14 protein-coding genes are annotated in these 13447 nt (G+C 39.5%); 3 read left to right on the top strand and 11 right to left on the bottom strand.

Translation table 11 applies throughout. The features are described 5' to 3' along the window. Positions 1–13 precede the first annotated feature (13 nt). From VOI17_RS15335 to VOI17_RS15310, 6 genes are all read right to left on the bottom strand, one after another. A complete protein-coding gene (locus VOI17_RS15335; protein ID WP_323758107.1) occupies positions 14–2620 on the bottom strand; it encodes an ABC transporter permease in 2607 nt (868 codons plus the stop codon). Between the two features lie 5 nt (positions 2621–2625). After that, positions 2626–2955, bottom strand: coding sequence for a PadR family transcriptional regulator (locus VOI17_RS15330; RefSeq protein WP_323758106.1), 330 nt, complete (start codon positions 2953–2955; stop codon positions 2626–2628). 740 nt (positions 2956–3695) lie between these two features. Beyond that, entirely contained in the window at positions 3696–4820 is a 1125-nt protein-coding gene (locus tag VOI17_RS15325; protein ID WP_323758105.1) for a serine hydrolase domain-containing protein, read from the bottom strand. A 123-nt stretch (positions 4821–4943) separates the two neighbouring features. Further along, on the bottom strand, positions 4944–6008 hold the full coding sequence (rsgA, locus tag VOI17_RS15320) for a ribosome small subunit-dependent GTPase A (protein ID WP_323758104.1): 1065 nt from the start codon (positions 6006–6008) through the stop codon (positions 4944–4946). A gap of 2 nt (positions 6009–6010) precedes the next feature. Next, positions 6011–6448 carry an SRPBCC family protein gene (locus tag VOI17_RS15315; RefSeq protein WP_323758103.1) on the bottom strand — a complete coding sequence of 146 codons (438 nt, stop codon included), beginning with the start codon at positions 6446–6448 and terminating at the stop codon, positions 6011–6013. A gap of 95 nt (positions 6449–6543) precedes the next feature. Continuing rightward, entirely contained in the window at positions 6544–7023 is a 480-nt protein-coding gene (locus VOI17_RS15310) for a Crp/Fnr family transcriptional regulator (RefSeq protein WP_323758102.1), read from the bottom strand. Positions 7024–7388: 365 nt separating this feature from the next. On the opposite strand from VOI17_RS15310, the gene VOI17_RS15305 reads away from it, so the two are divergent. The 3 genes from VOI17_RS15305 (at position 7389) to VOI17_RS15295 (ending at position 9805) form a co-directional block, all read left to right on the top strand. Continuing rightward, a complete protein-coding gene (locus tag VOI17_RS15305) occupies positions 7389–7976 on the top strand; it encodes an ankyrin repeat domain-containing protein (RefSeq protein WP_323758101.1) in 588 nt (195 codons plus the stop codon). Positions 7977–8003: 27 nt separating this feature from the next. After that, positions 8004–9056: an acyltransferase family protein gene (locus tag VOI17_RS15300; protein WP_323758100.1), complete on the top strand. Its 1053-nt coding sequence runs from the start codon at positions 8004–8006 to the stop codon at positions 9054–9056. Positions 9057–9310: 254 nt separating this feature from the next. After that, positions 9311–9805 carry a hypothetical protein gene (locus VOI17_RS15295; protein ID WP_323758099.1) on the top strand — a complete coding sequence of 165 codons (495 nt, stop codon included), beginning with the start codon at positions 9311–9313 and terminating at the stop codon, positions 9803–9805. Between the two features lie 100 nt (positions 9806–9905). Here the strand turns inward: VOI17_RS15295 and VOI17_RS15290 are convergent, their stop codons facing one another. From VOI17_RS15290 to VOI17_RS15270, 5 genes are all read right to left on the bottom strand, one after another. Beyond that, on the bottom strand, positions 9906–10262 hold the full coding sequence (locus tag VOI17_RS15290; protein ID WP_323758098.1) for a VOC family protein: 357 nt from the start codon (positions 10260–10262) through the stop codon (positions 9906–9908). Between the two features lie 10 nt (positions 10263–10272). Continuing rightward, the gene (locus VOI17_RS15285) at positions 10273–11439 is read right to left on the bottom strand and encodes a TlpA disulfide reductase family protein (RefSeq protein WP_323758097.1); all 1167 of its coding nucleotides are present in this window, start codon (positions 11437–11439) and stop codon (positions 10273–10275) included. A 33-nt stretch (positions 11440–11472) separates the two neighbouring features. Beyond that, a complete protein-coding gene (locus tag VOI17_RS15280; protein ID WP_323758096.1) occupies positions 11473–12840 on the bottom strand; it encodes a TlpA disulfide reductase family protein in 1368 nt (455 codons plus the stop codon). Between the two features lie 94 nt (positions 12841–12934). Beyond that, the gene (locus VOI17_RS15275; RefSeq protein WP_323758095.1) at positions 12935–13123 is read right to left on the bottom strand and encodes a hypothetical protein; all 189 of its coding nucleotides are present in this window, start codon (positions 13121–13123) and stop codon (positions 12935–12937) included. Beyond that, complete coding sequence (locus VOI17_RS15270; RefSeq protein WP_323758094.1) at positions 13107–13355, bottom strand: hypothetical protein; 249 nt, start codon at positions 13353–13355, stop codon at positions 13107–13109. Before VOI17_RS15270 ends, VOI17_RS15275 begins: the two co-directional genes overlap by 17 nt. Positions 13356–13447: the final 92 nt, after the last annotated feature.

Raw genomic sequence — 13447 nt, 5'->3', positions numbered from 1 at the left:
TAAGGCTTCTATTTTAGTCGCTTCTAAGGCTCTTGACAGGGTTTGCTCTTGCAGCCTTAAAGGTTTGTAAGCCTACGGTAAGCCAAGCAATAATTAGAGCCGCAAGGCCAGCCAATAGGAAATACCACACTTCAAGATCGATATGATAGGCGAATTCATTGAGCCATGACTTCAGTAGGAAATAGCTTAATGGAAGCGCAATTAGAATTGCTAACCCGATCATTTGGTTGAAGTCAATAGAAAGTAACCTAACAATGCTTGAGTTACTTGCGCCCAAAGCTTTCCTCACTCCAATTTCTTTAGAACGTCTTTCTGCGGTAAAAGCAGCCAATCCAAAAATGCCCAAGCAGGAAATGATAATCGCGATTCCCCCAAAGTATTTTGAGAGGGTAGCAACACGTCCTTCCGAAGCATATTGAATGGCATAATCCTGGTCTAAAAAGGTGTAATTGAAATCGAAGCCAGTGTTATACGCTTTGTATAGCTCGGAGATTCTATCAATGGTGCTGCGTTCTTGTCCAGATTCAATTCGAACCAAGAGATTCATCATCCTCTGGTCTTCTAACTTAAAGAACATTGGGGTAATAGGCTCATGTAGTGAGCTGAAATTGAAATCTTTCACCACGCCAATAATCTGCATGTCTTTGCCCCAAAGTCTTACGGTTTGGCCTATTGGATTGGTCAACCCCATTACCTTAACTGCTTCTTGGTTTATGATGAGTTTAGAAATATCCGTGGAGAAGTCTCTAGAAAAGCTTCTGCCTTCAATAATGTCTACGCCAAGGGTTTCTATAAAATCATTGGTAACTGTCATATTACCGAATCGGGTTTGCACCTCTTCGTTTTTTTCTGGCCAGTGCACATCGGTAGTGTAACTTCCTCCACTAATGATGGTGTGTTGTGTGCCGCCAGCATTGATTACTCCAGGTGTGTTTTTGAGTTGATCGATAAATGTGTCTAAGTTTTCTGTCACTTTACCTTCGTTGGCAAAGAGAATCAGATTTTCCTTATTGTAACCTATGTTCTTGTTCTGTACGAATTCAATTTGTTTTGAAACCACCAATACCGCTGCAATAAGGACTACAGATAAAGTAAACTGAAACACGACCAAGCCTTTTCTGACCCAAAGTTCGCCCAATGAATTCTTGATTTTCCCTTTAAGGATAGTGGTGACTTTGAATCCAGACAAGTAAAGCGCAGGGTAACTTCCCGCTATCAATCCTGTGATTACCAAAATAGCAAAAAGCAAAATGAGCAAATTAGAACTGAGTTGAAAAACGATCTGCTTACCTGTAATTACATTGAACTGAGGAAGAATAAGCATTACCAAAAACAATGCTACCAGAATAGAAATAAAGGTCATGAGAAATGCTTCTTCCAAATACTGCCAAATTAAGGCTTCGCGTTTGGCGCCAATGGCTTTCTTTACTCCAATTTCTTTGGTCCTGCGCGAAGCTTTGGCCGTAGACAGGTTCATGAAATTTATGCAAGCGATTAGCAGAATGAAAATTGAAATGATAGAAAAGAGTCTTACGTATTCTATTCTACCGCCCGACTGCACGCCATTTTCATAATTGGAAAATAGGTATTTATCCGAATAGGGACGTACAAATGGAGTTACATTAGATTTAGGCGCTTTTTCTTTTACAAATGGCGCAAGCTTTTCATTGAGTTGATCAACATCTGTTCCTTTGGCTAGTTTCACATAAGTAAGCGCATTATAATTGCCCCAATGTTTTCCATCTCCTAGTATATCAGCGAAGATGTCGAAGGGTAAAACAAAGTCGAATTCTTCGGTAGAATTGGCGGGTACATCTTCGAAAACTCCCGAAACTTGAAGGTCTCTACTGAACTCAAGTACCTGCCATTTTACGTTTTGTCCCATGGCTTTTTGTGGGTCACCAAATAGGCTTGTGGCCAGGCTTTCAGAAATAGCAATGGACTCTTTATTTTCTAGTGCGCTGGTGGCTGAGCCATAAATCAGCGGAAAGGTGAAAAGCTCGAAATAGCGTTTTCCGGCAAATCTGCCTGAAGCTTTAATCGTTTTCTCAGAAGTCGTTAGTGGCATTTTCCCGAACCAAAAAGAGGGGGTGGCCTGTAAACCAATTTCTATTTCTGGCACTTCTTGCTCCAAGGCTTCGGCCAGTAGGGATTGTGTGTCTTCTTGCGTATTGAGCGTGCCCGACTCTTCATGGTGAAGCATGACTTGATAAAGCTGGTCATCGAGCTTGTGGAATTTGTCTACGCTGAGTTCATCGGTTACCCAGAGGTAGATGAGTAGGGTGCAGGCCAGTCCGCTGGAAAGGCCAATTAAATTGATCAGAAATGCGCTTTTGTAGCGCAGAAAATTTCTGTAGCTGACTAATAAATTGTGTTTGAACATGCCGTAATAATTGAGTTTTTGATTTCCTTCTAATTTTCGGATCATGCTGGGTCTGAACAGCTTCAGCACGTCTTTTTTGAATACCTTTTTTGCCTTTTGTACTCCGTGGTTTTCGGCATTCACCTCAAACCGTTCTAATAAATCACCTTCAATATCTTCTTTGTACTCCGCCCTACAGAACCACCTGAAGAACCTGAGCCAAAACTTTGAAGGCTGAATATTGTCATGTGACCGCATGACGATTAATCGTTAAGTGCTATTTCTGGAATGGCATTCCACAAGCCTACGCGCTGTTCTTTTGCTTCGCGAAGGGTGGTTTTGCCTAAACTTGTCACCGTGAAAAAACGTTTTCTTTTTCCGCCTCGCATTTTGGTGGCTTCGCCAAATTCAGAAGTGAGAAAACCTTTGTCTTCCAATCTTCTTAATACCGTTTGCAAAGCGCCAATGCTTACCGAGCGTCCCAAGCGCGACTCCATTTCATCAATAATTGCCACTCCGTAGGCCTCACCATGTAAAATGGCTACGGTTAAGAGCACTATCTCCTCGAATTCACCAAGGTTATGTTTACCCATTGCTTTATTATTTACCTTAAATGTAGTTAATATAAAAATGGAAGCAAGAGGAGTGATGAATTATTTTTACCTGTATTGTAGTTTATATGTTCTGAAGGGGTGCCAAATTAGTCCAATCACTCCGGGTGGTCGGACGAATAATGGAGGTACAATTTAGTAGTGTATTCCGCCATTCAGGGCTTAAGTAGGAGAGGTGGTTTTTACGAAGGGTTGCACCCTTCGTTTGGGTATTGCGCCCTTTCAGGGCTGGGAGAAACCGCATTCCTTTGCTCTTTATGACTTTTAAGATGCTAGATTTTCTTGAACTGAAAGCCCTGTAAGGGCGAGATATTGCAGGGACGGGTGCAGCCCGTCCCTAGTTTAGTACAAAATTGAATGAGCGGGATAACTCTAGTTTCTTCCCTCGAAGCGATCGTGGTCAGAATGAAACGTAGTGTGTGAATAACGGACTAATGTAGTAGATATGCTGGTGAAGAATATTCACAGTGGTGAAAATCCTCATTGTAAACCAGAATTAGTGGGTAAATCGGCCTCTTTTCTTTCCTTGAGATACGAAAGGTCTAAAATCCATATTCTACGAATTATTCATTCCAACTTCGCGACTCTCTGTGTCCTTTGCGGTTAATCGTTTAGTTTATTTGGACGGATACTTTCGGTTTGTCTTACACATGCTATGTGAAAGCTTCGAGAAGGCAAGAAAGGCTACATCTCAGGGTGATGCCCTTTTTTGTATACCTATTTCAGTTTGATGCTACCGCTAAAAGTTTAGAAAATACCGAGCCTAAATTTGCGTCTGCATTTCCTGATGAATTAATTAAAATCATAATTACCACATCACTTGGCATCAGGTGCAGCATAGTGGCTTGAATGCCATCCGAGCCTCCTGTTCCTCCAAAAAAGGTAATGCCTTTGTCTTCGGAAGAGTTTAACCGAATAAGCATTTTCTGAGTATCATCATTGAGTAGCTCATTATTTCTCATTGAAGCGAAGAATGATCTTAGGTCATTGAGATTGGATGAAATTCCCCCAGCTGCCCAAGCCCAACTGTTAAACTGATCGTATGTTTGACTTAAATTAATGAATTGAGATCCTTTAGCTTTTTGTAAGTCGTGCTTCTTTACTGCTGATTTTAGAAAAGAAGAATTTGCAATCGCATAGCTGTCAACAGGTTTTCTATCTTGGCTGTCATAACCTTCTAAAAAGGTGTCGTTCATTCCGAGCGGTGTGAAAATGCGGTTTTGATACTCCGCATTCAATAAATTGCCAGTGACTTTTTCAATGATCATTCCTAACAAAATATAATTTGTATTGGAATAGAGTTTTTTAGAAAAGGGTTCTAATGGCTTACTAACAGGTTTCTTATTTTCGATATATTGAAGTATTTCATTTGGGCTCCAAGTTCTTGACATGCCTCCGTTGAGATAGCATTCTTTCCAAAAACTATTGTTTTCTGTAAAACTGTATATTCCGCTGCTATGACTTAGAAGGTGAAGAACAGTTATTGAATTTACATTTGGGATTATGGCTTGTGTTTCTGCATCCAAGTATTTCGAAATACTGTCTGAAAGCTTTATGCTATTTTCATCAACCAACTGTAGAACAATGATAGAGGTGAATATTTTTGAAATACTGGCTAAACGAAAATTTTGATTTATATCTAGCGGTATTGCATTTTCTATATTCCTGAACCCAGATTTGCCTCTCCATTCCTTTTCTCCAGGAGATTGAACTAAGGCGGCTATACCAGGCAAACCATTTCTTTGGGCTTCATCAAGAATTTCTTGGTATCTATCACTGTTTGACTGCGCATAGAGTGTGTTAACCGATAAGGTAGCGGCTAACAGCATGGGCCAAATTTTATTCATAGCCAGTTAAGTAAGGTTAATTTGTGTTATCAATATTTCTATCAATTGGGTTCATTTTTCTCTGAAATTAAAGAATTTTCGGCTCTTAATGAATCACACAATTTTGGGATACGACTAGTTAGGCTAGTATTTATTATTTTTCCTTTGTTTTTTCACACTCTTCGTCAACTTACCGAAATCCTTGTCCTTCTTTTTTCGCTCTTTGGCATCCGCTTCAAAATGCATTTTTTCTTTACCCATCTTCATGAAATTGGCATAAGCATCAGCATCTAACGCTTCATTTTCAACTGCGTCTAATACTGCACACCCATTTTCATTGGTATGCGTGCAATCACTGTATTTACAATCTTGAGCTAGATTCAAGATTTCATCAAATGTCATTTCGAGACCATCCGAAATATTAGTTATACCCACTTCTCTCATTCCAGGATTGTCAATTAAGATTCCATTTTCCATAACAATCAACTCTCTATGGCTGGTAACATGTTTACCTCTCTCAATACTCTCACTAATCTCTCCTGTTTCCATCAAATTGGTCCCATTCAAAGAATTAATTAATGTGGATTTTCCAACACCTGAGGAGCCTAGTAAGCAATAAGTACGGCCTTTAATTAATGCGGCTTTTAGCTTTTCAATCCCCAAGTGTGACTGGTTACTTATTGTAAACAAGGGTATGTTTTTAACTCTCTCTCTTACTTGAGTCAATAGTGCCTCTAATCTTTCTTCATCCGCTAAATCGACTTTGCTTAAGATAATAATGGGGTTGATTTTAGAGGCGTTACAAATGGTCAGATAGCGTTCTAGTCGATTGATACTAAAATCTCTGTTCACAGACTGAACAATTAGCCCATAATCAATATTGGTGGCAATAATTTGGGTTTGCCCCAATTTACCAACAGCCTTTCTTTCTACTATTGATTTTCTAGGGAATACCGCATGGATGAGCGCCTTTTTGTCATGATATTCTGATATAGCAACCCAATCACCAACAGCTGGCAAATCATTTCTGTTTTCAGCCGTAAACCTCAAATTCCCTAATAACTCAGCATCGAATTCGTCCGTCTCAGTCTTGACACTATATCGATCTTTATGTTCAGAAGTGACTCGCCCAATTCCAAAAGAAGCAAGATGATGTTCGTTTCTATATTCTTCTAATACGCTGTTGTATCCTAAATTTTCAAGTGTCATTTCTATTTTTTTTCACATTCTTTTTTCAGTAAGTCAAGCCAATTTTGCATCCCTTTTTCAAGATTTTTACTTAAAGTCTTTTTGAATAATCCTGCCAAAAATCCCTCCATACTTTCTTCTACTTGAACAATGGTGGTGCCTTCTGTTTCGGTTAGTTTCCAGTTGTGAATTGCAAACATCCCGAAGGTTTTGCCTGTCCAGCCTAATTGGCTGTAAGGTTCCACAGTGTGTAAAGTGGAGTGAATTTTTGCGCCTCCGGTTTTCCAGTCAAATGTTGATTCAGGTTTTAATTTTCCATTCAGTTTTGGTTTGCTAATCTCGGTTTGCCAAGCTGCCCAATGGTTGATGTTGGACATTACTTCCCATACTCTTTTACTACCTCTAGGAATAGTGATTGTCTTGCTACATTTTACTGGTGCGTTGTTGTTGATATTTTTCATTTTTGAATTGATTTGGTAAAAATTGACCGTTGTTTTACTAACAATTCAAAGGTCTTTATAAAATCAATTCGTGCTCTTGACAAATGTCAAGAAGTTCAATCAATGGCTTTTTTTCTTAGTCGGCTTAATGTTTCAGGGGCCATGCCAAGCATAGAAGCTAAATATTGTAATGGTACTTGGTTAAATAATTCTTTATTAAAATTGAAAAGTTGGTGATATCGTTCTTCGGCAGTCATGGATAGATGCGTGATAATTCTATCTTCCAACACAGTAAAACATTTGGCGATAAAAAGCTTTTCTAGTTCTGTCCAGCTAGGAATTACCTGTCCTATTCTTTGGTAGTCTTTATTGTCAATGATGTAAAGTTCACAATCAGTCAATGCCTGAATGTTCCAGCGGGCTGGGATTTTAAACATAAAACTGGCCAAGTCAACAACAAAATAGCCTTTAGTCGAAATCCACTTTGTTATTTCTTTGTCGTCAATGAAAACGAACTCTCTAATAATGCCAGTTTGAACAAAACCAAGTCTATTTGAGTGGCTCCCGGTTTTAATGAAATAGTCACCTTTTTTCATTGTCACTGGTTTGAAAAACGAGCTAATTTTTGTCAAGTCATCTTTGTTGACACCGAAGTAAGTGTGTATGTATTTCTCGAGTTCGGTCATGGGCTACTTTCTATATTGAAATGGTCTATAGCGCTTCGCATACGTCATATTTATAGTGTTTATCAGTTGCGTAATTTATTAAAAATTCCTTTAGATAAGTTATGTGCTTTCTATCCTTCTAAAAGCAGTTCTTTCCTTTGGTTGTGAAAATATCTTTGAAATAACTGTGATGTTTCACCCGCTCTCGCGAATAATAAGTCGAAGTGCGAGGCTAAATCGCTGTGCGCTAAAGTATGAAACGAGAAAAAATCACAACCATCCAAATACTTAAAATCATGAAAACTAAAATCAACCAATCACTCAAAGTCATTACTGCCTTTGTTTTTATCGCCTTAACTACTCTGGTAAGCTGTGGAGACAAAAAATTGTCTACCCAAGAATCTGCCAAAGCTGAAAGTAAGGTTTCAGCTCCTAAAATTGATATTCATACTGCTGTGGTGACCGATGATATGGAAGCGCTCAAACAACACATTGCTGCAGGTTCCGACATCAATAGAAAAGACCCAATAGGAGGCTCGAGTCCCTTGATCACTGCGTCTTTATTTGGTAAAACGAAAATGGCCATAGCATTGATCGATGCTGGTGCGAATATCAACTTCACAAACAATGAAGGTTCTACGGCTCTTCATACTGCAGCATTCTTTTGCCGAACAGAAATTGTACAATTGCTCTTGGACAAAGGAGCCGACAAAACCGTGAAGAACAACTACGGAAGCACAGCTTATGAGTCGGTGGCAGGGCCTTTCAAGGATATTAAAAGCACCTATCAAATGATGGAGCAAATGCTTGCGCCTATGGGACTCAAAGTTGATTATGACTACCTCGAAAAGACGAGGCCTGTTATTGCCGAAATGTTGAAGTAGTCTCAATCAATTCTTAAGCCTAGAAAGATGCCAGCAATAAGCAGAAGATACGATATTGATTGGGTAAGAGTAATTGCCATTGGCTTGCTGTTGATCTATCACGTAGCCATTGGCTTTCAATTTTGGGGTGGGATGATTGGGTTTATCACCAATAGTGAGCCTTGGGGAGCATTATGGACGCCCATGACGATGCTTAACATTTGGAGAATACCGCTGTTGTTTTTCGTGTCTGGAATGGGCGTTTATTTCGCTATTCAAAAGAGAAATTGGAAGCAGCTTTTGAAAGAGCGTGCAGGTAGAGTTCTTGTGCCCTTCATCTTTGGCGTTTTCGTTATTGTTCCCATTCATGTGTACCTCTGGCAAAGCTATTATCACTGGGATTTGAGTTATAACGCAAACCCCGCACATCTCTGGTTTTTGGGTAATATTTTCGCTTATGTAGTGATTCTGGCGCCTGTTTTCTTTTACCTCAAGAAGCATCAAGATGGAAGATTAGTAAAAGGCATCAAGAAAGCATTCAGTAGCCCATTGGGTTTGGTGCCTGTGATGCTTGCCTTTATTGTCGAAGCACTCATTATTGATCCCATTCCCTTCGAATTATACGCCATGACATGGCACGGTTTCGTTTTGGGTCTGTTGGCATTTTTTTTCGGCTTTTGCTTTGTATTGAGCGGGGTCGCTTTCTGGAAGATGCTTTTGAAATGGAGATGGCTGTTCCTTTCCATGGCCATTCTGCTTTATGTGATTCGGTTTATTGAATTCGAAACGGTTGCTCCCGGTTATTTGATGGCCATTGAATCAAACCTGTGGATCTTTTCAGTTTTCGCGTTTAGCTACAAATATTTAAACAAGCCCAGCAAAGCTTTAAGCTATTTGAGTCAGGCGGCTTACCCGGTTTACATTCTGCATATGATTTTCATTTATCTAGGGTCATTTATTATATTTCCGCTAGAGATGGCTGTGCCCTTAAAATTTGTTTTGGTGCTATTGTTTACGGTGTTGGGTGCTTTCGCTGTCTATGAACTCATCATTAGAAGAGTGAAAATCATTCGGCCATTGTTTGGGTTGAAAGTGAAGTAAGATCAAGTGTATAGTGTGAGATGATACCTCAGGGGATGACTCTTTATGTAGAGTGATTTATAATAAATGGTTTATAGTTCTCATTAAGAGGTAAGTTGTTTATGGCATATTATTTGTTTTGAAAATCATATATAATTAACCAATTAGTTATTTTTATATTTGTATCGGTCGACTGGATGGTTCATTCCTTCTTAAGGATTCTTCTGGTTCGAAACTTAAAACTCAATAATTTTTTAACACAACAACACAAAACAATGAAAAAACAATTATCTCTGCTCTCAATCATGGTAATGACCATGGTTTTATCGAGCTGTGCCAGTATTTTAAGTAAGAGTACTTACCCGGTCAGCATTAACAGTAATCCAGCCTCTACTATATCAGTAACTGATACAAAAGGCATGGAAATTTACAAAGGCAACACACCTGCCACAGTAATACTGAAGTCGGGTGATGGATTCTTCAAAAGAGCGGCTTACCAAGTGAAGTTCACAAAAGCAGGTTATGATGAAAAAATTGTACCTATAGCCTTTAAGGTAGATGGTTGGTATTGGGGGAATTTACTATTAGGTGGAGTAGTAGGTATGCTGATAGTAGATCCTGCCACTGGAGCCATGTATAAACTCGAAAATGAATTCATTAATGAAACACTTCTTCAATCATCTGCAAGTGCTTCTCAAGCTGGATTGAATGTTTATGGAATTGATGATATTCCTGCTAATTGGAAAGCACACTTAGTGCTATTAAAGTAGGATATCTTTATAATGAGCTAAAGAGGTTCTAAGGCTTAAAAATAAGAAAGGCCATTCTAGTATTTAGAATGGCCTTTCTTATGTCTTATAATGAGTAGAATTAAGGGTATGATTGCCCTATCGTCAGGCAAGTTCCGTTGGGGTCGATAATCGAGAATTCCTTCTGCCCCCAAGGTTTAGACTCTAGTTTGACGCTAATCCTGATGGGAGGACTGCTTTTTAATAAATTATCATACAGAGCTTCAATGCCTTCATCCATTCTCAGGTAAATCATAAAGTCAGATTTGGTCGGGATAAGTGTTGGAAAGGAAAAGAATTGAAGTTCTACATCTCCTAAATCCATGATCAAATAATGGCCATAATCTGATCGGAGAGTGAAGTCCAGGTGGTTCACATAAAAGTCAAGCGTTTTTTGCTTGTCAATAAAAGGGAGCTTGGGTACTATAGACTTAATCATACGTGGGTTTTTATTGTTTCAATAATCCATCCAATACACCAAAAGCTTCTTCTGTACTTCCTACAAACCTATTAATGATCTTGCCTTCTGGGTCTAGAATGAACTTGGTTGGGAAGCCTGCAACGTTGAGTTTTAACACAAGGTCTTCTGTTTCATTTTGAGCCAAAACTTGCTGCCAATCATATCCGTTTTTGTCAAGGAATTCAACCATTTTCTCCATACTGTCTCCACTGTTGATGCCTAAAATCACCAACTGATCTTTGTATTTCTCTTGGTATTCTTTCACTGTTGGCATTTCGGCAATACAAGGACCACACCAAACGCCCCAGAAATCTACCAATACGTACTTCCCTTTTAGGCTGTAGAGTTCGAAAGTCTCGCCATCAGGTGTGGCATTACTGATGAAGTTTGGAATAATTTTCCCTTCCATAGTAGACTCAATTCCTTCTACTCTTTGGGCAACAGCCTCATAGTAAGTGTAATTCGCTAAGCTTTTATCGAAAGACTTGAAGATTTTAATGGCTTCATCTTGAGAGACTTGGCTACGTACCATCATGTCTGACAAATACCAAGCAGCGGCTTCTGACTTTGGGTTTGAAGTCACGAATTCCTTTTTCATTTCGTCCACTTTCTCGTTCAGCAAGTTCATTGAATCGGTAAGGACATCGTAACGTGGATCGGTACCCTCTAACTTGTTTTGCTCCAGCTGCATGTTCACTGCTTGATTTAGCAATGGGAAGATTTTACTGTTGATGCTGGCTAAATCGTCATTGGCTTGGGTGCCTGTAGGGTAGGCGTCTACAAAATCGGTTACTTCTCCTTTGAATTCAATACGGTCACCAGGGCTGGCCAAGAAGGCAAACTGAGAAGACTTGGCTGGATAATAGCCTCTGTCGGTTCTTTTGATAGTGTTTTCTACATTCGGCCAAAAAATGATATGCTCTGGCTCACTAATTTTTGCGGTATAAGTAAACTTGCCGTTGACCACGAAAATAGAATCAGAAACTCTATTGCCTTCCGCATCCTTGTAGCTTCTCGACATGTATTGGGTATCCAGCCCCTTGAGGTTTCCAGTAACAGTGAAACTATCTGACGGCACTTTTACTTCTGGTTTACAGGCGAAAAACAGAGTAGAGAGTAAAAGCAGGAAGGTGGTTTTTTGTATTAAGGTTTTCATAGTGGTTTCTTAATGAACTTGAAGGTCAATTTTTTAAAGCAATTCGTCTATCATTGTGCGTACTTTTTCTTCTGATGGACGAGGAGCAAAGGCGGTAATGATATTGAAATTTTCATCAATGAGGAGGTAACGTGGAATGCCGTTGATTTTGTAATCTGCCAACTCTGCCTGACTGATCAAATAGGTCTTTTCCGTCCAGCCTTTCTTCTGAATGTAGTTTTCCCACGCCTTAACATTGGTGTCGATAGAAATAGAAAGGAACTCAATGTCTTTTCCTTTATAGTCTTCTTTTAGTTTTTCATAGGCTGGTTCTTCGGCAATACAAGGGCCACACCAAGTTGCCCAAAAATCGACATAGATGACTTTGCCTTTATATTGAGAGAGTGGATGCTTTTCACCGCTTTCGGTGTTCATTACAAAATCATAAGCGGCATGCCCTGGATCAAGCGTATTGTAGGAAGAAAGGGTGTATTCAATCGCGTTTTGGTAGTCAGGGTTGCTCAAGTCAGCCATTACGGTTTTCGATTGAACCACAATGCTATCCACTAAGCCAGCATTTTTAAGTGTATACAAAAACGACTCTGTCTTCTGAAATTCCTTCATTTCAGGGCTTAGGGTGAAGCCTGTAAAAAAACCACTACTTCTGAATTTCTCCTTACCGAATACCCCGAGCATATCTCTGAAATTAGGATGCTCCAGGTGTTTGTTCTGGTCTAAATTGGCGGTTTTTTCATTCAGGAGCTCCTGAACTGGCGTCATGGCCTTTATCCAATTTTCATCGCTAAATTCGAAGTAGTCTTTAAAACTTGCGTAAATAGGGAAGCTTTCAAGGGTATTGATGTAGTCCAAATCAAGTCTTAGTTTTTCGAATTCTTTGAACTGTGCCGAAGCATTTTTTACATTCTCTAGTTTAGTTAATCTGGTTGCATTTTCTGTTTCGGCCAGGGTAATAATGTCTTGCACATTGGGAGATTTAACTTCTCTTCCACCAGAAAGGTAGGAGCCGCTTTTGGGAAAAGGAACATCCATTAAATAGCGGTTCATTTCTGCGCCTTTGCCTTCGAAAGTAGCCTTGTTCGGATCCATATAATCAAGGCTGACCACCAAGCTGTCGCCAGGGCTTAAGTAGAGTTGATTTCTTCCAACGCTATAGTACCCTTCTTCTTCTAGCCAGAATGAAGTGGAGAAACGATTGTTGGCGTCTACAGAAAGTTCAATGTTTTGATCGCCCGTTAAACTTGCAAGGCTGCTTCTAGCGCTTAGGGTTTTGGTAGCGTTATTGAAGTTGATCAGCTCGCCTTGGATGACCACTCTTTTTGAAGTTTCTTCTTTTTGAGGAGAACAACCAGTGAAGATGAGAAAGGCTAATAGGGAGATAGAGAATGCTCTGAGTTTGATCATGGACTTTGGACAAAGGATTAAATGGAAAACGGTTTAATATTAGCCATTTATGCGCCTAATATCAAGCCGTTTTGTTTGGGTGGCCAAGTATTGCCTAAGGAAGACTGCTCTCTTTTTTCAAAGTTTTAATGTCTGCAATCAGTTGATTTATAGCTACTTTGTTCAAGCCGTTATAGATACCTCTGATGTGTCTGTTTTGATCTACCAAAACGAAATTCTCAGTATGAAGAAACTCGGCCGCTGTGCTGTCGAGGCTTTGGTTTTTATTAACGTTTTCTATCATAAACCCGCTTTACTGTACAAGTTTCTGTACTTCCTGAATTGAGTGGTTCAGTGGTTGTAATCACCAAGTTAGGGCCCGTTAGAACATAGGTTGAGTTGATGTCAAGACTATTGGGGAAAATAGGAGGAGTAAAAGTTATTTTTTCGCTTAAGGCAATGAAACTACCACTTTGCACTAGTTCACCATTTACAGAGTACTCATAGGTAGAGTTTCTTAATGTCTTTAACTCCATACTCTGGCCTTGACTATTATTGGGGTAGGTACTGCCCTGACTACATACAGCCTCCTCTTTTGAAAAGATCCAAGTAGTAAAAAAATCGGGAT

The sequence above is a fragment of the Roseivirga sp. genome, from assembly GCF_034669765.1.
Taxonomy (GTDB): domain Bacteria; phylum Bacteroidota; class Bacteroidia; order Cytophagales; family Cyclobacteriaceae; genus Roseivirga.
The sequence above is the reverse complement of the archived record's forward strand: the minus strand, read 5'-3'. Positions and strand labels throughout refer to the sequence as shown.